The 20,596-nt window shown below is 36.9% G+C and carries 18 protein-coding genes and 1 pseudogene; 10 read left to right on the top strand and 9 right to left on the bottom strand.

Annotation, left to right across the window (positions count from 1 at the left end; genetic code table 11):
- Nucleotides 1-468 (bottom strand): spore coat protein GerQ, encoded by a 468-nt coding sequence (gene gerQ / locus ACTYBU_RS08765; protein WP_445488944.1) that lies wholly within the window; start codon nucleotides 466-468, stop codon nucleotides 1-3.
- A 474-nt stretch (nucleotides 469-942) separates the two neighbouring features.
- The gene (gene hemQ, locus ACTYBU_RS08760) at nucleotides 943-1,695 is read right to left on the bottom strand and encodes a hydrogen peroxide-dependent heme synthase (protein ID WP_445488942.1); all 753 of its coding nucleotides are present in this window, start codon (nucleotides 1,693-1,695) and stop codon (nucleotides 943-945) included.
- Between the two features lie 579 nt (nucleotides 1,696-2,274).
- Between hemQ and pta the strand changes: the two genes are divergently transcribed.
- Nucleotides 2,275-3,252, top strand: a complete 978-nt coding sequence (gene pta, locus ACTYBU_RS08755; protein WP_445488941.1) for a phosphate acetyltransferase — start codon at nucleotides 2,275-2,277, stop codon at nucleotides 3,250-3,252.
- Nucleotides 3,253-3,715: 463 nt separating this feature from the next.
- Nucleotides 3,716-4,561: a lipoate--protein ligase family protein gene (locus ACTYBU_RS08750; RefSeq protein WP_445488939.1), complete on the top strand. Its 846-nt coding sequence runs from the start codon at nucleotides 3,716-3,718 to the stop codon at nucleotides 4,559-4,561.
- Between the two features lie 281 nt (nucleotides 4,562-4,842).
- Here ACTYBU_RS08750 and ACTYBU_RS08745 read toward each other — a convergent pair whose 3' ends face one another.
- Together ACTYBU_RS08745 and ACTYBU_RS08740 are read right to left on the bottom strand one after the other, a co-directional pair.
- Nucleotides 4,843-5,619 (bottom strand): RsfA family transcriptional regulator, encoded by a 777-nt coding sequence (locus tag ACTYBU_RS08745; RefSeq protein WP_445488937.1) that lies wholly within the window; start codon nucleotides 5,617-5,619, stop codon nucleotides 4,843-4,845.
- 188 nt (nucleotides 5,620-5,807) lie between these two features.
- Complete coding sequence (locus tag ACTYBU_RS08740; RefSeq protein WP_445488935.1) at nucleotides 5,808-7,142, bottom strand: MFS transporter; 1,335 nt, start codon at nucleotides 7,140-7,142, stop codon at nucleotides 5,808-5,810.
- Nucleotides 7,143-7,569: 427 nt separating this feature from the next.
- Between ACTYBU_RS08740 and ACTYBU_RS08735 the strand changes: the two genes are divergently transcribed.
- From ACTYBU_RS08735 to ACTYBU_RS08725, 3 genes are all read left to right on the top strand, one after another.
- Entirely contained in the window at nucleotides 7,570-7,794 is a 225-nt protein-coding gene (locus ACTYBU_RS08735) for a DUF1450 domain-containing protein (protein ID WP_445488933.1), read from the top strand.
- 322 nt (nucleotides 7,795-8,116) lie between these two features.
- A complete protein-coding gene (locus tag ACTYBU_RS08730) occupies nucleotides 8,117-9,418 on the top strand; it encodes an HD domain-containing protein (RefSeq protein ID WP_445489273.1) in 1,302 nt (433 codons plus the stop codon).
- A 64-nt stretch (nucleotides 9,419-9,482) separates the two neighbouring features.
- Entirely contained in the window at nucleotides 9,483-9,989 is a 507-nt protein-coding gene (locus ACTYBU_RS08725; RefSeq protein ID WP_445488931.1) for a YwgA family protein, read from the top strand.
- Between the two features lie 75 nt (nucleotides 9,990-10,064).
- Here ACTYBU_RS08725 and ACTYBU_RS08720 read toward each other — a convergent pair whose 3' ends face one another.
- The gene (locus ACTYBU_RS08720) at nucleotides 10,065-10,250 is read right to left on the bottom strand and encodes a 2-hydroxymuconate tautomerase (protein ID WP_445488929.1); all 186 of its coding nucleotides are present in this window, start codon (nucleotides 10,248-10,250) and stop codon (nucleotides 10,065-10,067) included.
- A gap of 400 nt (nucleotides 10,251-10,650) precedes the next feature.
- Between ACTYBU_RS08720 and ACTYBU_RS08715 the strand changes: the two genes are divergently transcribed.
- On the top strand, nucleotides 10,651-11,292 hold the full coding sequence (locus tag ACTYBU_RS08715; protein WP_445488927.1) for a site-2 protease family protein: 642 nt from the start codon (nucleotides 10,651-10,653) through the stop codon (nucleotides 11,290-11,292).
- Nucleotides 11,293-11,465: 173 nt separating this feature from the next.
- Nucleotides 11,466-11,975 carry a YwhD family protein gene (locus ACTYBU_RS08710; protein ID WP_445488926.1) on the top strand — a complete coding sequence of 170 codons (510 nt, stop codon included), beginning with the start codon at nucleotides 11,466-11,468 and terminating at the stop codon, nucleotides 11,973-11,975.
- Nucleotides 11,976-12,380: 405 nt separating this feature from the next.
- Here the strand turns inward: ACTYBU_RS08710 and ACTYBU_RS08705 are convergent, their stop codons facing one another.
- Entirely contained in the window at nucleotides 12,381-14,447 is a 2,067-nt protein-coding gene (locus tag ACTYBU_RS08705; protein WP_445488924.1) for a transglycosylase domain-containing protein, read from the bottom strand.
- Nucleotides 14,448-14,943: 496 nt separating this feature from the next.
- Here ACTYBU_RS08705 and speE point away from each other — a divergent pair, with 496 nt between their 5' ends.
- A complete protein-coding gene (speE, locus tag ACTYBU_RS08700; RefSeq protein WP_445488922.1) occupies nucleotides 14,944-15,771 on the top strand; it encodes a polyamine aminopropyltransferase in 828 nt (275 codons plus the stop codon).
- A 354-nt stretch (nucleotides 15,772-16,125) separates the two neighbouring features.
- Here speE and ACTYBU_RS08695 read toward each other — a convergent pair whose 3' ends face one another.
- Nucleotides 16,126-16,524 carry a lipid II flippase family protein gene (locus ACTYBU_RS08695; protein ID WP_445488921.1) on the bottom strand — a complete coding sequence of 133 codons (399 nt, stop codon included), beginning with the start codon at nucleotides 16,522-16,524 and terminating at the stop codon, nucleotides 16,126-16,128.
- Nucleotides 16,525-16,641: 117 nt separating this feature from the next.
- Here ACTYBU_RS08695 and ACTYBU_RS08690 point away from each other — a divergent pair, with 117 nt between their 5' ends.
- A complete protein-coding gene (locus ACTYBU_RS08690; protein ID WP_445488919.1) occupies nucleotides 16,642-17,085 on the top strand; it encodes a DUF1934 domain-containing protein in 444 nt (147 codons plus the stop codon).
- Nucleotides 17,086-17,087: 2 nt separating this feature from the next.
- Nucleotides 17,088-18,758, top strand: a complete 1,671-nt coding sequence (gene argS / locus ACTYBU_RS08685) for an arginine--tRNA ligase (protein WP_445488918.1) — start codon at nucleotides 17,088-17,090, stop codon at nucleotides 18,756-18,758.
- Nucleotides 18,759-18,952: 194 nt separating this feature from the next.
- On the opposite strand, the pseudogene ACTYBU_RS08680 reads toward argS, so the two are convergent.
- Together ACTYBU_RS08680 and uvsE are read right to left on the bottom strand one after the other, a co-directional pair.
- A pseudogene (locus ACTYBU_RS08680) lies at nucleotides 18,953-19,152 on the bottom strand (phosphate ABC transporter permease PstA); the annotation flags it as partial.
- Nucleotides 19,153-19,503: 351 nt separating this feature from the next.
- Complete coding sequence (uvsE, locus tag ACTYBU_RS08675; RefSeq protein WP_445488917.1) at nucleotides 19,504-20,460, bottom strand: UV DNA damage repair endonuclease UvsE; 957 nt, start codon at nucleotides 20,458-20,460, stop codon at nucleotides 19,504-19,506.
- Nucleotides 20,461-20,596: the final 136 nt, after the last annotated feature.

Below are 20,596 nucleotides of genomic sequence, written 5' to 3'. Positions count from 1 at the left end.
CTACCTTGGTGGATAAGTGGAAAGGTTTGGTGCTCCTGCTCCATACGGGTATTCATATTCAATTTCCTCGTCAAAGGTAATATAGTCTAAATAAACCATAGGAATTAAATAGCGTACACCCGATTGTGGATCACTTAAGATAAGATGGTCCCTCCCGGCAGCTTCGATAATTCCTTTAAAGATCTTGGCGTTCCATTGTGTATTATTCTCAAAAGTTGTATAAACAGTTGCCAGCTTGCCTTTATTTAGTCGTAAAATATTTTCGATATAAGATGCTTCAATAGGCAGCTGCCCCGGTAAAGATGGGGTAATGGCAGAAGGTGCACCCGGTTGGGCAGGTGCTTGCTGCTGTGTGGCATATTGCTGCTGTCCGCCGCCATAACCAGGCGGAACTGCTCTGTAGCCTTGCGGATAGCCATAATTGGTATAGTTGCTGAACTCAGGATTTTGACTGTAATTCTGACTCATTTTCATCCCTCCATTTAATCAAAAAAACCAAGCTTTTTTTTGCACATAAACGTGTAAATAAGGACCCCTTTAATAGAGGGGTTATACTCCAAATAATCGTGATCGTTTAGTTCTTTTAAAGTAAACTCACTATTTTATCCTATGAAGCCTCTACTTCGCTTATGCCTAGGTTATTTAAATGTTGGCAATTTTTTCAATAGGTTCTGTTAAACGGTAATGTTGTTTTAGGGAAGGGAATTTGCGAGACTCCTGCTTAAAAAACGGGCTGGCAAGACCCCGAAGAGAGGTACGAGCAAGGAGGTTTGCCAGTTCGTCCGCGGAAAGCAAGCCGATTCCCTGACCATATAAAATCAACACTGAAATTTAACAGAGCCTTTCAATAAAAATACACTATTTGATTATTTTTATAAGAGGAAAAGAAAAAGGATAACGATAATGGAAGTTATTCCACTTTTCGTTATCCTTTAAAACTTGTTAGTTTACGTGCAAAAAGGAATGAATTGATTCTAGTTTTAGAATATTTCCTACAAAAAAGGATCCAAATTCACCATAACGGGCACTTACTTCATCAAATCGCATTTCATATACTAGCTTCTTAAATTGAAGCACATCATCTGAAAAAAGTGTAACTCCCCATTCATAATCATCAAAGCCAACGGATCCAGTAATAATCTGCTTTACTTTTCCTGCATATTGGCGCCCGATCATGCCATGGCTGCGCATAAGATTTTTTCGGTCTTCCATCGGAAGCATGTACCAGTTGTCGTTCCCTTGACGGCGCTTGTCCATCGGATAGAAGCAAACATATTTTGCCGTTGGAAGAATTGGATATAATCTTGCTTTAATATGAGGATTTTCATATGGATTTTCATCAGAATCAGCTGGCAGATAGTTGCTTAATTCAACTACCGATACATAAGAGTGTGCAGGAATTGTAAACTCTGCCAATTTTGTTTTATTAAATTCTGTTTCCAATTCATTTAATTCTTCCATTGTAGGACGTAAAATCATCATCATAAAGTCAGCCTTTTGCCCAACAACCGTATATAATGCATTGCTGCCTTTATTGTCAGATTGAACAGCACCCCATTTTTCCAATAAACCAAGAAATTCATGAATGGCTGCTTGTCTGTCATCACTTGATAACATTTTCCAGGTTGTCCAATCTACAGTACGGAAATCATGCAGACAATACCAGCCGTCCAATGTTTTTGCTGCTTCACTCATTCTATCACTCCTATTTTTATAACGATATTCATCTAATCAATCCTACTATATCATATTGTATCCGTAAAACATTAGGCATAAAACTTGTAAATGGCATGTCTTTCAAGAAAGCAATGTTAAAGGAATGTATGGGTTCAACAAAAAATCTATCATACCCTTCACCAAAAAAAGATATTACAAACTTCTAATTATAAGAACCCCAAACTTTTTAGGGAAGACATCCATGCTAATTGAAATTTGCACCATGGCACATGAAAAAAGCAGTATCCCTATTTTATAGCACGGAGCAGCCGGCATATACGAAGACTCCTATGGGATTAGCGGGATAGACGAGACCCCGCAGAAGCCATGCTCCGAGGAGGCTCGGCGCCCGCCCCATGGAAAGCGAAGTATATGCCGGCTGCGGAACCCTTTTTTCAGGGTAGCCAATTAATAGAAATAGGAAACATAAAAATCCAAATACCGGTAAAATTATGTCAGATATATGAAAATGAAAAGAGATTTGATTATATTCTTTGAAATTTTGCCATGGTAGAGTATCCTATAATATGTATAGAAAAAGGAGGAGTAAAAAATAGTATGAGTGACTTATTTGCAGGCTTAAAAGAAAAAGTAACTGGCCAAAATTTAAGAATTGTTTTTCCGGAAGGATTAGATGAAAGAATTTTAAAGGCAGCTGCCCGTTTAGCAGAAGAAAATGTATTAACACCTATTCTAATTGGTGATATTGAAGAAATTCAAGGAAAAGCAGAAAATTTAGGTGTATCTTTAGAAAAAGCTGAAATCTATGATCCAAAAAAATATGCTCAATTTGATGCGCTTGTTGCTTCTTTTGTAGAAAGACGAAAAGGCAAAGCAACGGAAGAGGATGCTAGAAAAATCCTTTTAGATGAAAACTATTTTGGAACAATGCTTGTATATGCAAACGAAGCAGAAGGGTTAGTAAGTGGAGCGATTCACTCTACAGCAGATACAGTCCGTCCAGCTTTGCAGATTATTAAAACAAAACAAGGTGTGAAGAAAACATCTGGCGTATTCATCATGGTACGTGAAGAGGAGAAATACGTATTTGCTGACTGTGCAATCAATATTGCACCAGACAGTCAAGATTTAGCAGAAATTGCTGTAGAAAGTGCAAAAACTGCAAAAATGTTTGATGTAGATCCTCGTGTTGCTTTATTAAGCTTCTCAACTAAAGGATCAGCAAAATCACCTGAAACAGAAAAAGTAGAAGGCGCTCTTGCAGAAGCAAAACTAAGAGATCCTCTATTAGTAATTGATGGAGAGTTCCAATTTGATGCAGCCTTTGTTCCATCTGTTGCCAAACAAAAAGCACCAGATTCACCACTTCAAGGAGATGCAAATGTATTTGTATTCCCAAGTTTGGAAGCAGGTAATATTGGCTACAAAATTGCACAAAGACTTGGGAATTTCGAAGCAGTAGGACCAATTTTACAAGGCTTAAACCGCCCGGTAAACGATCTTTCCCGCGGATGCAACGAAGAAGATGTTTATAAATTGGCATTAATTACAGCAGCACAAAGCTTAAGCAACTAATCCGCATTACATAATAAGGTCTGTAGTAACTGCAGGCCTTTTTTGTGTTTTTTTGGAAAAAGGTTTTATGGTAAGATCAGAAAGTATAAGTTTTTGGAAGTCTGAGAAGTGTCTAGCGCAAGCCCCCTATCGACTTCAACGCTTCCCTCACCTCGTCTACGATAAGTCAACATCGAATCGCTACGCTCTTCGTGTTTCCTTTATCTCACTCGATTCAGTCCAGCTTATTTTGTCGATGAGCAAGGGCGCTTGCGCTTTTCTTAGGAAATGGGTAGATTATCCAATGAGTCTGGATTTCCGCTAATATAGAAAAGCCTCCTCCGATAAAGCAGCAAAAAGGTAAATGTGCGCTACATGTTGTAAATAAAGGCGGAGAATAGATCTTCTTTTGTTCTCATCTTTTGTTTGCTGATTTTTTCCGATATAATATAGTATTATTTGTTCCTTCAAAAGGAGTTTTAGAATGAAAGAGAATGGTAATTTATTGTTTCAAGATAAATGGAGAATTATTGACCAGTCCAGCACGGGGTTGCATGTTTCAGCACTTCATTCCTTTGGGATGGATGATACATTATGTGCTTCTGTTGGAAGCGGAAGTGCTCCTGCGACTGTGCGCACATGGGTGCATGACCGAACGATTGTGCTGGGCATTCAGGATACAAGACTGCCTCATCTAAAGGAGGCGCTGGCATTTTTAGAGAGGCAAGGGTACCGATATATTGTAAGAAATTCCGGAGGACTAGCCGTGGTATTAGATCAAGATGTATTGAATATCTCGATTGTTTTGCCAGAGCGGGAAAAAGGAATGGATATAAACAGCGGATATGATGTCATGTGGGAATTAATTAAGAATATGTTTGCTGACTTTAAAGAAACAATAGAAGCGAAAGAAATTATTGGATCTTACTGCCCAGGCAGCTATGATTTAAGCATTAGTGGGAAAAAATTTGCAGGCATCTCACAAAGAAGAATTCGAAATGGAGTGGCAGTGCAAATATACCTCTGTGTAAACGGAAGCGGAAAAAAACGAGGCGAAGTGATACAGAGGTTTTATGCTGCAGGTGTTGCTGGTGAACAGACCAAGTTTGCTTACCCTGTTATTCAACCAGAAGTAATGGCATCCTTGACAGAGCTGCTCGGAGTAGAGCTAACAGTTGATCAAGTCATGACAAGATTATTAATAACATTAAAGAATTATGCTGGTTTTTTATTTGCAGACCAGCTGCAAGAAGACGAACTTCCTTTATTTGAATCCTACTACGAGCGTGTAACCGAAAGAAATGAAAAAATATTACAGGAATTTGTCTAAGTTTTAGTTATTCACAAATCTGTTTCGTTTAATAATATCCTATACGATCAAAAAGAGGATTTTGCCCAAAGTCATAACAAGGTTATGATTTTTGCGGGAAAATCCTCTTTGTTAAATCGAGAATAGCTGCCAATTCCTCTTCCTTTTTTTCTCTTATATTAATATTATTAGAATGTATATATTTAGTTAGATAAGTGTCTAGCTTCGACGTACAGGATTGTACTCATTTAGGCAAGACATAAGGCTGTTGTGAAGTTAGTCCATTATCCATGTAAGTTTGCTTATTCTGCTACTTTTTCTAAATTTCCGTTTCGATCCATTTTAAATTTAGTAGCAGGTCGGTCGTCTTCATCTAATAGAACGAGCTTTCTTGCTCTGTTCATTATTTTCATCAGTGTTTCATAATCTTCTTGAATGGTTTCTGAATTGCTCTCCAAATTGTTTAGCTTGTCTTCCAATTCTTGATTTTTGCCTCTTAATGTACCAAGTTCTCTTTTTAATCTTTCATTCTCGTTTTTTAATATATCGACTTGAATCTGCGACTTTCTGAAATTTTGCAAATAAGAAATAACAGTATCGAAGTCTAAGTTATTTGTATGGAAGGAAAGTTTGGAACTTGCATTGGCAGTCTGTTGATAAGCATCCGGTTGTTCGACATGATTACTTGGCTGGTAGCTTTCTATGACTTCCGGATCTGGACTAACCGTTTCTTCTTCCAATAAACTCATTTCCATATTGGTAGATACAGATAAAGCTTCTAGGTCATCCACTGTTGGCACAGGTGGAGAGTACAATAGCTTCTTCTTTCCACTCTGATCTTTTCCTAAAATTCGCTGCCGCTGTTTGCGTTGTTTTTTAGCTAATTGCAGTGCTTTTTCGTATTGGTGCCGGACAACTGCATTCCATCTAAATCCACAAGCGGCAGAAGTGCGATTTAATTTATCTCCCACTTCTTCAAATGCATTTAATTGTGTACTGCCTTCGCGTACATGACGCAATACGGTTTCTGCTAATAATAAATCATCTTCTTCTGACCAAGCATCTTGGCGTAGTTTCATTGTATTCAACTCCCCAATTCTAACGATAAATAGTTCTAGTTACATCATTTCCAACTATTTTTTTATTTATACAAAGAATTGAAAGGATAGTAGATTTTTTCTTTAAAAAAGCTTTTCCTTAAAGATGGAAAAGCTTTGAGTGCAGACAAAGTAGTATTTGCACAAACAGCAGGCTGAAATTTACAGTTTTATATTTTTTCTGTACGATAGACCTGTTCTTTTTGGATAAGAAATGCCGTGGAAAAGGCAAATAAGCTGGCAATAAAACCGAATAAAAAGAGATGGTGAATACCGTCCATTGTACTGGTGCCACTCGTTAAAAGCGCACCCATTATGGTAACTCCGATGGCAGTCCCCATATTTCTGCAGAACATAAAAAAGGAGGTGGAGATGCCTTTTTCATGCTTTCCGACTAGCTGCTGGGATGCAATGACGCCAACTGTGCTAATTAATCCAAAAGCCAACCCTTGAATAAGCATAATAAAGAATGTATATACAAAACCATGTGTTTCATTTAAACAAGCTAATAAAATTCCAGAAATAGCAAGCAGTGTATTTCCAATTATTAATAGAATACGATAGCCGTATTTTCCTATCCATTTTCCTGCCGGAACGGACATAAGCATCCATCCGACTGCAACCCCTAATAAAGCAGTTCCGCTTAGATAAGGCGATAATCCAGCGATATCCTGAAGAAAAAGGGGAATAAAACTAGCAGTCCCAAACAGTGCCAATGTCCCAATAAATGAGTTAATAAAAATCCATGTAATCTGCTTATTATGAAAAATAGAAAACGGTACTATTGGCGAAGCTTGTTTTCTTTCGAAAAAGTAAAATATGATTAATAAGGCTGTTCCAATAATAGAAAAGATGACTGTGTTTTTTTCCACTATTGTAACAAGAAGCACGAAGGTAATTCCAAGAGCAAACAAAATACCCCCTATATAATCGATATTCGCTTTTTTAGACTGATAATCTTCTTTATATGGCAATAAGGTCAAAAATGCTAACAGACAAACAGGCAAATTAATAAAAAATATCCATCTCCAAGAAAGGTGTTCTACAAAGAAAGAACCGAGCAGCGGTGCAATGATAGCAGATAACCCCCACATAGCGGTAAATAGCGCCTGTATTTTTCCGCGTTTTTCCATAGGGAAAAGATCACCTGCAATAATTGCAGGAAATGGCATCATAAATCCTGCACCCAAACCTTGAACAGCTCGGAAAATAATCAGCTGAATCATCGTATTAGAAAACCCGCATAATAAACTGCCGAATAAAAACAAGATAATTCCGAAACCAAAAATCTTTTTTCGTCCAAATAAGTCGGACAATCTTCCGGCAATGGGAGAAAGAATGGTGCTCATAATCATATAGGATGCAAAGGACCATGCATACAAATCTAATCTGCCTAATTGATCTGCAATAATAGGCATGGTAGTGTTCATGATAGTCGTATCAATGGATGCAACAAGCATAGCGAGAACGATGCTAATCATGACGAATAATCTACTATTTTTCATTTATTCGATCCTCCTTAAAGTCAGAAGAAATTATACAATAATAACAGTCATTAAGATAGAAAGAAAGCTTGGAAATAAGGTCAGAAAATTTAGGAGTTGTCCAAATAGTAAATAATATGTTTTTTTTATGAAGAAAAAAGGCGGAAAATTAGCTTTTTTTACACCATTTCTACTGATTTTGACAAAAGTTTGCATCTTGCATTGAAAGGTAAGAAGGGGTAAAATACCATATTATACGTGTTCAAAGGGAGAAATAACAGCGCCGAGAAATGCAAGGAAGTGCATTTTAGAGCAACCTGCTTTTTATAGGATACAGCGACTTAACGTTATGCAGACGAATTGCAGAAATTTTGCAGCTATTTTCCCGGAATTTTGAACATCTTCTTAGATTAAATATAGAATGTTTTATATAGAAAGGGTTGTCTCGATGGCAAACGAATTCCGTGTTTGCGACGATTGTCAGGCAGTTAATTTAAAAACATTAATTCCCCGCCTGAAGCAAATTGATCCTGATGCAAAAATTGAGATAGGCTGCCAATCTTATTGCGGTCCAGGTCGAAAAAAAACATTTGCCTTTGTCAATAATCGTCCACTTGCAGCATTATCAGAAGATGAACTGATGGATAAAGTAAATAACAAGCTGAAGAAATAAACATGCTCTCTTAAAGTGAGAATAGAGCTGAAAACTTGTTATATGCATAAATAATTCTCATGAAATAGAGGATGTTTCCGCAGGAAGTGTTAGCATCGTAAGATCGAACTTGCGAGTATGCTTATGATTGCTAACTCTTGCCTAATGGAATCACCTCTTTTTATATGGATAGGAAAGAGGTAAAGAAAAAAATTCTTGAAGAATGATAGAAGAATTTCAAGAGTATAGGCAAAGTATTATTTGCATAATTAGAAGAACCCTGTTTTCTTCAGGGAAAGTAGCAGAAGAATTAAGAGATGTAGATAGAGAGAAGGTTAAAAGTATGCCCTATTCTATGGAAGTGTTAAGTGAAGAAAAGGTATTTAAAGATCCAGTGCACCGGTATATTCATGTACGAGATCGAGTGATTTGGGATTTGATTGGAACAAAAGAATTCCAGCGATTGCGAAGAATCAAGCAGCTTGGAACAACCTATTTGACATTTCACGGAGCTGAGCATAGCAGATTTAATCATTCTCTTGGTGTATATGAAATTGTCAGGCGCATTATTGATGATGTTTTTAAAGAAAGGAAAGAGTGGAATAACGATCAAAGATTACTTTCCTTATGTGCAGCATTGCTTCATGATTTAGGCCATGGCCCATTTTCTCACTCCTTCGAAAAAGTATTTGATTTAGATCATGAACATTTTACCCAGGAGATTATTTTAGGAGATACGGAGGTAAATCATGTGCTGGGGAAAGTTGACAAGGATTTTCCAAAAAAGGTGGCAGAGGTCATAGGAAAAACATCAAAAGAAAAGCTTGTAGTAAGCTTAATTTCCAGTCAAATTGATGCGGACCGGATGGATTATTTATTGCGCGATGCTTATTTTACTGGAGTCAGCTACGGGAATTTTGATATGGAGCGGATACTTCGCGTCATGCGTCCAAGAGAAGATCAGGCGGTCATTAAGCAAAGCGGCATGCATGCAGTGGAAGATTATATCATGAGCAGGTATCAAATGTATTGGCAAGTCTATTTCCATCCTGTAACGAGAAGTGCGGAAGTAATACTGACAAAGATATTACATAGAGCAAAACACTTGCATGAGCAATTCTACTCCTTCAAACATCATCCTACTCATTTTTATTCACTTTTTGAAGAAGAAACAACATTAGAAGACTACTTAAAATTGGATGAAGCAATTATTCTTTACTATTTCCAAATGTGGCAGGAAGAAGAAGACGCTGTATTAAGTGATTTATGCCGCAGATTTATGAATAGGAACTTATTTAAATATGTAGAGTTTGATCCAGCGAAGGAATATAAAAAACTGGCTGAACTATCTGTGCTATTTCAAAAAGCAGGAATAGATCCAGACTATTATCTTGTTGTTGATTCTTCGTCAGACCTCCCATATGACTTTTACAGGCCTGGTGAAGAGGAAGAACGCTTGCCTATTCATTTATTGATGAAAAACAATGAGATTAGGGAGCTTTCAAGAGAGTCAGAAATTGTAGACAGTATCTCAGGGAAAAGAAGAACCGACCATAAGCTGTATTTCCCTAAAGATATTTTAAAAAATGACAGCTTAAAAGGAAAAATAAAAAAACAAATTCGTCAATTGCTAGACATAACGTAAGCGCAGATGTTGAAAGAAAAAGTGGTGCTTTTTTAGGAATAAACGGAGTAGGAGATGACCAGTTTTGTTAAAAGATCATGCCAAAATAATAAATGCTATTGCTGCTTCAGGTGAGATTATCGGAAGAAAAAAATTGCAAAAGATGATTTATATTGCGAAGAAACTGGATTTTCCATTTCAAGAGAAATATCAATTTCATTTCTTTGGTCCCTATTCAGAAGAGTTGACATTAAGAGTTGAAGAATTGTGCAATATGGGATTTTTAAAAGAAGTAAAAGAAAAAAAGGGCGGCTATTTTCAATATCGCTATTCTTTAACAGAAAATGGAAAAGAATTTTTGGAATTAAACGAAGTAGATATGCCTTTTTTGCCATCCTGTCTCTCCGATATGAATGAACAAAATTCAAGGTTTCTTGAGCTGGTTTCCACCGTTCTCTTTTTTGATAATTTAACGAAAGAGGAAGTAAAAGAAAAGGTATTTACATTAAAAAGTAAACAAAAATATACAGATGAAGAAGTAGAGAATGCCTATTTATACATTGAAAGTCTGAAAGGCAAGTTGCTTCAGTAATAGATCAGGAGATATTACAAAAGCCAGCCGTTTATTCGGCTGGCTTTATTTATAGGCAGATGCAATCCAAATATTTTACTGATCACTTAAACGTTTGCCAGCAATACCGTAATGATTTTTTGTCATTTCTTCAATAAATACAACTACTTTTTCTTTTGGAGCCCCAGTTGTTTCAGATACAGCATCTGTTACTTTTTCTACAAGATTCTTTTTTTGTTCTTCTGTGCGGCCTTCTAACATTTTTACTGTGATATATGGCATGGATTTTCCCTCCTAGAGATATTCGAAGGCTGTCGACAAACGCTCCATCCTCGGGATGCTAATTCTTCCAAGAACATAGCGCTTGAAAACAACTTTCGTACAGCCTGATAAACGGCAATATTTTATGTTGTCAACTCGCTGTTCGTAAGTAGTTTTTCACATTTTCAGAAAAAGTGCAAGTTCCTTCATCATTATTATGAAAATTGTTATAGGATTATTTCGAAAAATAGACAAATTCTAATGGTGATAATAGTTTTTTTTTTCAGATTGTTACTGTTTGTCGAAGGACTGTTAGAAATTTTTCCTTTCAATTTAATAATCATGTATAATTTTAAGGGAAAGAAACATAGAGATTATATTGTTTTATTATACATATTGATTGAAGAGGGGAGTTTATCATTTGTTATTTTCACAATCATGGGCAGATTTGCCGTATATTATTATTACCGTTATTATAGGTTTTACGCTTCATGAATATGCACATGCGTATGTGGCGTATAAGTTTGGCGATCCAACCGCAGAGAAGCAAGGAAGGTTAACGTTGAATCCTCTTGCGCATATCGACCCGCTTGGTGCTATCTTTATTATTTTGGTCGGTTTTGGTTGGGCTCGTCCAGTTCCTGTCAACCGTTATTACTTTAAACGTCCTAAATTGGCAGGAGTACTTGTTTCCTTTGCTGGACCATTCAGCAATCTAGTGTTGGCATTTACCGGCTTTGTTTTATATTCTATTTTATTTAATACAGGAATAACGAATGGATTGCCGATTGATTTTTATCCTTTTTTGGAAATTTTTATATATATGAATTTATTGCTTTTTGCGTTTAATTTAATCCCTTTACCGCCATTGGATGGCTACCGTATCATTGAGGACTTGGTATCCAATCGTATAAGAGCAAAAATGTCTCAATATGAAGTATATGGTTCTATCTTATTTATTGTATTAGTTGTGACAGGATTATCCAATAGTACTATTTTTCCGTATATAAGAATGGTGCAAAGGGTATTTATTCAACTGTTTAGAAGTATCTTAAACGTATAAGAAAAGCGGACTCCTTGATCAGCCTGAAGAAAAATGTTCTCTCGGCTCAATAGTGTCTTTTACTTCTAGAGACACGAGATTATCTTTTAGAGGCTAGGCGCTGGAGTTAGACATCCATCGGACTTCTTAAAATTTATGCTTACTTATAATAATAGAAAAGGAGTGTTTAATCAGTGGAAGAAAAAAAGAAAAAGACAATTGGTTTTAATATAATAAAAAATGATCCAACAGACGGACATGGAGGCTTTGGTGTCGGCAGCTTAAGCTTAGAAAATGTATCTCCTGTCATTATTGATGTGGAAGCAGGAGAAGCGACAGTAGATGTGGGCGCTATGCATGCAAGAAGTGTCGTGGAAAAAGGGATTAAATTTTTAAAAGAAAAAGAGGAAGTTCCAAACGGAAAACCGTATTGGCTAATATGGGTAACTATTGACCGCAAATTGGATGGTCCATACTATGCAGGCGTTACAGCATGTGAAATGACGGTGGACCGTTCGATACGGAGAGGGTATAAGTCGCTTCCAGAGCATGTTAATAAAATGGATAAATCAATGAAACGGCATATTATGGTCGATCATATGGACGATAAGTCGAAAAAAGTGCTTGTAGAATTTTTACAAAATCATGATCAAATATTATGGGAAAACTCCAGTGCAAAATTAAAAGAAGATTTAAATGCATAACAAAAAGGAATGCTGACCATATTGCCTCAGCGTTCCTTTTTTTTGCATATTTAGTCGTCGAGTCCGTACGGCAATACCAAGTCGCTTCCACTTTTCTTGTTGTCTAGCTCCAGCACCTATTGCCTAACGTACTTCAGGACTCCTCCCTACGATAAGTCAACATCGAATCGCTATCGCTCATCGTGTTTCCTATATCTCAGTCGAAGTCCCTCCAGTCCGTACGGTAATACCAAGGCGCTTCCGCTTTTCTTGTTGTCTAGCTCCAGCACCTATTGCCTAACGTACTTCAGGACTCCTCCCTACGATAAGTCAACATCGAATTGCTATCGCTCTTCGTGTTTCCTATATCTCAGTCGAAGTCCCTCCAGTCCGTACGGCAATACCAAGGCGCTTCCGCTTTTCTTGTTACCAATGAAAGATTCGTTTATACCAAGGCATTTTTTCTTCTGACTTTTTATCGTTTTTATGGAAAGGTGAGGAATCTTTTTTATGCAAGGCAGAACAATATTGAGTTGGCACTGTTTCTTTTGTGAAATACATCAGCCTTTTTCCAGAGCAGCCATTTGCCGCAAGTTTTCCGCTTTTGGGATCAACATAAACACCTACTGTTCCTTTTGTAGGATGGAATCCTTTTATCGGTTCCTCTTTTAAGCTTTCTTCCATAAAGTGAATCCACACATTTTTTGCATATGTTTTATCAGCAGCCAAAGTAATCGGCTTTCCTTGATCATATCCAGTCCACACAGCAGAAACAAGCTGTGGAGTATAACCAATCATCCAGCTGTCCGACTCGGTTGACCCGGATTTTCCTGCATAAATTCTGTGAATATCCCTCATAATAGTGGTGCCTGTAACACTTGAGTAGCCATCTAAGTTTTTATCAAACATGCCTGTCATTAATTCATTCATTACAAACGTCAAGTCTTTATCCAATATTCTTTTTCTTTCTTGTTTATGACGATACAATACTTTCCCATCCGCTGTTTCTATTTTTGTAATAAATACGGGCTCTACCTTATTGCCGCCATTGGCAAAGATACTATAAGCCTTTGCCATCTCAACAACCTTTACATTGGAGGTGCCTAATGCTAAGGATGGAACTTGCTGCAATGGCGTTGAGATTCCAAATCTTCTTGCGGTTTCCACTAGTGTTTGCTGTCCTAAAAATAAATGAGTTTTTACAGCATATACATTGTCAGATAAAGCGAGTGCTTGAGCTAATGTAATATCAGCATCTGCATATCTATTATTAAAATTATGTGGAGTGTAGGCGGCGGTCCCGTCATCAAAGCGAAAGGTTGTTTCTTCACTGCTCATCATGGTTGTTGGCGTAAAACCATGTTCGAGAGCAGCATAATATAACAAAGGTTTCATTGTTGATCCAGGCTGTCTGCTTGACTGTACTGCCCGGTTAAACGGACTTTTATTATAATCTCTGCCGCCAACCATTGCTTTCACATAACCGGTTTGTGGATCTATAGAGACAAAACCAATTTGAATGCTGCTTTTTGGATCTATAGTGTTGCTGATCGTTTTTTCGGCAATGTCCTGCTGCTTAGTATTTAAAGTTGTATGAACTCTCAATCCTCCAAGTGCAATGGTTCTGTCATCCATATGGAGCTGGTTTTTCAAAATGTTTTTTACCGTATCCTGAAAATAGGGTGCTATTTTCACATTTGAATTAGGGAAATGACCGATAAATGTCAGCTTCTCTTTTAAAGCCTGCTCCATTTGTATTTTATTTATATAACCATTCTTCAGTAAAGAGTATAAAATAATCACTTGTCTCTTTTTCGCATTTTCTTGTGAAACCAATGGAGAATAGGAGCTAGGACCTTTTGGGATGCCTGCCAGCATCGTTGCTTCACCTAAAGAAAGCTTAGAGGCGTTTTTTCCAAAATAATACTGACTGGCAGCTTCGGCACCGTATGCTCCATTTCCGTAATAAATTGTATTTAAATATCCTTCTAAAATCTCTTCTTTGCTGTAGAACATTTCCAGCCGAATCGTATAAAAGGCTTCAGATATTTTTCTTTTCCATGTTTTATCATGTTCTAAAAATAAGTTTCTAGCATATTGCTGTGTAATGGTACTCGCCCCCTGGACCTTTGCCATTGCTTTTATATCAGCAAGAACTGCACCGGCAATTCGTTTATAGTCAAATCCATGGTGATCAAAAAAGTTTTTATCTTCAATAGAAACCGTCGCATCTACAAGCGAGGGGCTGATATCTTCTATCGGAACCCAATACCGTTTTTGGCCATTATTGCTTTCGCCGATAATGCTGCCATCATCAGAATAATAAAAAGTAGATTGTGAAACAGCAAGGGGCGGCGCTCCTAATATTTTTGCATAAATAAGAATCCCTATAACAATTATGCTGACAGTGATCATGGATAATAATCCTAAAATAGCAAAAAGCCGAAAATATTTAGAAGAGTTTTTTAGACGATTTTTTGCTATGACCTCCATTTTCCTTTCACCTCCAGAACAAAAAAAATTTTCGCAATAACAGTGAAAAATCATTCCTGCTAAAAGCAGTCTATAAAGTGAACCTTCCATCAGTGGGGTTTTGTTCATCCCCCACTGATGGTTAGTTGAACTTATCGGATCTTTACGGGCTAGTTTCAACACCTAGCTTCCTCAATTTCTCAGCATCTTGAGGTGGGGATTTTACTGCCCGTTAAGTGTGGGATAAAAACGTTCGCCGCAGTCCGTATCATAAGCATGGAATAGATAGTTAGGTATAGTATGGAATTATGATGTGGGTTTTAAACATTTTTATCCCAATGCAGCTAAATTTTTCTTGGTACCTGCATTGTTAAGGGTCCTTTACTTGTTTGTTATTTTTTTGTTTGGGAAGTATAAGTATTAAGGAGTTAATCAGCAATTAACGACTCAATCCAATTAGAGTTACTGCTCACTAGCTTCACTTTTAATAAAAAGGAAAAGAATGGAGGAGAAAAGAATGGGATTATGGTTTACAGAAAAGCAGACAGACCACTTCGGCATTACGATGAAAATCAAACAAACTTTACATACGGAACAAACAGACTTCCAAAAGCTTGATATGGTGGAAACAGAAGAATGGGGCAATATGTTGCTGCTCGATGACATGGTAATGACGTCTGTTAAGGACGAATTTGTCTACCATGAAATGGTCGCTCATATTCCATTATTTACACACCCAAATCCAGAAAATGTCTTGGTGGTTGGCGGTGGAGATGGTGGAGTCATCCGAGAAATTTTGAAGCATCCTAATGTTAAAAAAGCTACATTAGTAGATATTGACGGGAAGGTCATTGAATACAGCAAAAAATACCTCCCGGAAATTGCTGGCATGCTGGATGATCCAAGAGTTGATGTAAAAGTAGGAGACGGCTTTATGCATATAGCTGAAAGCGAAAACGAATACGATGTTATTATGGTCGATTCAACAGAGCCAGTAGGCCCCGCCGTCAATTTATTTACAAAAGGTTTTTATGATGGAATAGCCAAAGCATTAAAAGAGGAAGGAATTTTTGTGGCTCAATCGGATAATCCATGGTTTAAGGCAGACTTAATTCGTTCCGTGCAGAAAGATGTAAAAGAAATATTTCCGATTACCAGACTGTATACGGCAAACATCCCCACCTATCCAAGCGGTTTGTGGGCATTTACGATCGGTTCAAAAAAACATGATCCATTAGAAGTAAAAGAAGATCGTTTCCATAAGATCGAAACTAAATACTATACAAAAGAATTGCACAAAGCAGCATTTGTATTGCCTAAATTTGTACAAGATCTATTATCATAAACTTCAATAATAAAATAGGTTATGGTAGACACCCATACAACCAAATTTGCACCATGGCACATGAAAAGAAGCAGTATCCCTATTTTTTATCGCAGAGCAGCCGTCATACACGAAGACTCCTATGGGATTAGCGGGACAGCCGAGACCCCACAGAAGCGCTAGCAACGAGGAGGCTTGGCGCCCGCCCCATGGAAAGCGAAGTGTATGCCGGCTGCGGACTACTCACAAGAACATCACACTTTTCAGGGTAGCTTAGAAAAAAATCTATTGCTGACAAAAGAACACAAAAAGAAAGTGTTATAGAGCACTTTCTTTTTGTGCAGGAAAAAATAAAGAGATTGGACTGGCATGCATTTAAATCCACATAGCAAACCAGGCCACATAATAGGCAGCTGGAATAAATAATAATTGTGCAATAACTGTACCGATAAATTTAGAGCTGACCATTGTCAACGAATAGCTTTTTAAATAAATATAGGGACTATTATCTTTAACAACCCGATCAGCTAGGACAGAAGCCTTTGGATCGATAAATAAAGTTAATAAAATTGTGGCAACTCCGTTGATGATTCCTGACGACATGGATACAACAGATTTATAGTCAGCCGGAACTAACATAGAGGCATAAATGGCAGAAAGAACACCAACCGTAAAGACGGCAGAAACAATAATATTAATAATAAAAATACGTTTTGGAATCGTTTTAAAAGAAAATTCTCCTTTAAAAAATATATTACTTGTAATATAAACCATTATGAAAAAAATTCATTTTCTATAACTTCAGTATATTCTCACCGATCATCTTGCACTTCCCTACTAAAAAATTTATACTTATAAAGTTATACAGTAAAAGAAAAGGATGTGTTGCCGTTGTCAGCTCGTTCAGCGGAACAGGTGCCTGTAAAAATACATGTGAAAACCCATATTTATAATGGAAAGAACAAGGAAAGTATTGAGTGGATTGGATTTGGTCAATACTTAGAAAAAGATAATAGCCAATATATAAAATATGAAGAAATAATAGAAGAAGGCACTATAAAAACGATTATTAAATTTTCGGGAGATGAAGGTCTTATTCTCCGAAGCGGCGCAGTTAAGATGAGGCTGTCCTTTCAATTAAATAAACAACGAATAGGAAGCTACGAAAGTCCTTACGGCGTATTTCAATTAGTGACGGACACCAAAAGATTAGAGTGGGAAAAAGAAGCAGACCAAACAGCAGGTCTACTCGATATTTTATATGATTTAAATACGCAGGGAAGTAAGAATGGAACCTATCATATGACGATAAATTTCAAGGAGGAGAACGAATAAGAATGAATATAGTAGATCAAATAAAAGAAAATTTAAAGCTAGAAATTAAAGCTAGTGTTTTAAAAGCAGGTTTAGCAGCGGAAGAGCAAATACCTGAAGTTATTTTAGAGCTTCCAAAAGAGAAAGCACATGGAGATTATTCAACAAATATGGCCATGCAATTAGCGAGAGTGGCAAAAAAAGCGCCGCGTATGATTGCAGAAGCAATTATTGAAAACTTCGATACAAGCAAAGCTTCTATAGAAAAATTAGAAATTGCCGGTCCTGGATTTATCAATTTTTATATGAATAACAGCTATTTAACAGATCTAATTCCAACTATTTTAAAAGCGGATGAAGAATATGGGCAAACAAATGTTGGAAATAAAGAAAAAGTACAGGTTGAATTTGTTTCAGCCAACCCTACAGGGGACTTGCATTTAGGGCATGCCCGCGGTGCAGCAGTTGGTGATTCATTATGCAATATTTTAGATAAAGCAGGTTATGAAGTATCAAGGGAATATTATATTAATGATGCTGGGAATCAGATTAATAATTTAGCATTATCAGTAGAAGCACGTTATTTTCAAGCATTAGGTTTAGAAAAAGAAATGCCGTCGGATGGATATCACGGAGAAGATATTATTGGCATCGGCAAAAAGCTTGCAGAAGAATTTGGCGATAAGTATGTAAATGTTTCGGAACAAGAACGTTTTGACTTTTTCCGTGAATATGGTTTGAAATACGAGATGGCAAAACTAAAACAAGATTTAGAAGACTTCCGTGTACCATTTGATGTATGGTATTCCGAAACGTCTTTATACCATAATGGCAAAATTGATGTCGCTCTTAATAGGTTAAAAGAAAATGGCTATATTTTTGAGCAGGATGGCGCGACATGGCTACGCTCAACTGATTTTGGCGATGATAAAGATCGCGTATTAATTAAAAACGATGGTTCTTATACGTATTTAACTCCTGATATTGCGTACCACAAGGATAAGCTGGAAAGAGGATTTGAAAAGCTTATCAATATTTGGGGAGCGGATCACCACGGCTATATTCCGCGTATGAAGGCAGCGATTCAAGCGCTTGGCTATGATAAAGATGCATTGGAAGTAGAGATTATTCAGCTTGTTCACTTATATAAAAATGGTGAAAAAATGAAGATGAGCAAACGTACAGGGAAAGCTGTAACAATGAGAGACTTAGTAGAAGAAGTGGGTCTTGATGCAACACGCTATTTCTTTGCGATGAGAAGTGCAGATACGCATTTAGATTTCGACTTGGATTTAGCAGTATCTCAATCTAATGAAAACCCTGTATACTATGCACAATATGCTCACGCACGGATTTCCAGCATTTTAAGACAAGGGAAAGAGCAAGGCATCGAGCTGACAGAAAGTTTGGATGCTGCGCAAATCGTCGCAGAAAAAGAATTTGATCTGCTGAAAAAATTAGGAGAATTCCCACAAGCAGTTGGAGAAGCAGCATTGAAAAGAATGCCGCACCGCATTACGAACTATATTTATGATCTAGCATCAACATTCCACAGCTTCTACAATGCGGAAAAAGTATTAGATGCAGATAACTTAGAAAGAACAAAAGCAAGATTAGCACTTATTAAATCAACACAAATTACATTGCGAAATGCACTGCGCTTAATCGGCGTTTCCGCACCAGAAAAAATGTAAGAAGAAAAGCGAAAGTGCCATAGCTCATTGGCGGAAAGAGCAAGGCCACATCTAACTTTAAAAGCTTATATTTTTTACTTTTCCATTATTTAGCTATAGAAAAAGGTGAGCCGCTTAAATGATAGTGGACTCACCTTTTTCCTTTCCTTCTACCTATTCAGCCAGTACATCTACCGGTGATTACGAAGAATACACTATGCAGCAGCATTCATTTCTTTTTTCTCTTTTTTTCTTTTTTTAGTCCCAGTAAAGTGCTTATCTAATAAATTTGCAATAATTCTGGCGGACACATTAAAAGCAACACCATGATAATTAATACAGCAGCTGATTTAGTAGCAATCAATCGAGCATCCGGAACAATTCCTTCTGAATTTAATTTCCAGATATGAACAGAGTACCAATGCTTTTAGAAACTCCCATGGAGAAAGTTAAAATTTTGATTAGAAAATACTATCTAAATTTTCATTTAAAATTTATGATTTTCTCATGCAATTAAAAATTAGTGGGATTATGCTTTTTTTAAGCTCTTCATTTTTTACCGGTAAGGTGTAAAAATGAATTTTGAAGCTAGTTTCAGATGAGTTGAAATTGGCTTCTTTTTTTAGTAATAGTTTATTATTTTATTGAAGATTAATAATTCAAGAGGATATAAGTAAGAAGGGATGCAGGTGGAGTTTCCACCTGGTGCATTACAAAAATAGCTGTTATCTAGTGAAGAAGGATTATATTAGGAATAAAGAGGGAGTTACTGCCATTCAAGCGCTGCTCCCCCAACTCTTTTCATGCCGCGGATTTTGCTTAAATCGTTTACCAGCTGTAAACAGGCTTGATCCTTTTTTTTCGCTTCAATCATAAAATCAATATCTGTTTGCAATGGTCGCAGCATGTCAAATAGCGGTTTTACATATTCGGCCTCAACCATATCAGCATGAGAACGGTAAGCCTTTTCTGATTTTGGTGAAGATAAGTGGATTTTTGGTTTCATGCCTCTGTTTTTCCATGTTTCAAAAATAGCCGGAAGCATTTCCTCCAGAGGGGTGCTGCTAAGATTGGCCATGTGGTGGTGATAGTCAAAAACAAGCGGGATTTGTTCATTTTGACAAACAGCTAATGTTTCTTCTGTATTGTATGTTTTATCATCATTCTCTAATGTCATTATCTTTTTTATTTTTTGAGGGAGCATCGATAAATTATCATAAAAACGAAGCAGTGTTTGTTCTTTATCCCCGTATGATCCTCCAATATGAATGTTGATGACACTTTTTTCTTCTATTCCCATTGCCTCTAGCATTTTATAGTGATATTCCATATCAATAACAGCGTTTTTAGTTACTTCCTCTCTAGGAGAAGTAAAAAGCGTAAATTGATTTGGGTGAAAACTAACCCTAAGCTGATGTTTTTTGACAAGATGGCCAATCTCTGAAAATTTCTTTTTAAAAGGCGAAATAAAATCCCATATAACCTCCGGATGGGTTGCTAATGGAACAATCGAGCTAGACATTCTGTAGAGCTCAATTTCGTGGCCGATATTATAATGCAGTGTTCGGATCGTATGATTTAGGTTCGCTTCTGTTACTTCTTTTAGCTTTTCAAGCCTCAATTCATTGGTCATTTCTTTGTAGCGTGAGAACGTTAATGTTTTTGCAGGTGATGCATCCCAAAGATTTAATGCATGGGACACAAAGCCGAATCGATATAGCATTTTTACTCTCCTCTATATGTATATATTGGTTAATGGAAAGTGGGCGGAGCTTTACGGATAGAAAAGTATTTAAATTCGACAGGTCCAATTTAAATAAATAAACTGACTTCGCATACACCGCCTTATTCCCTTCCGT

This window comes from Niallia sp. 03133 (assembly GCF_052663225.1).
This window is presented reverse-complemented; position numbering and strand designations above follow the sequence as displayed.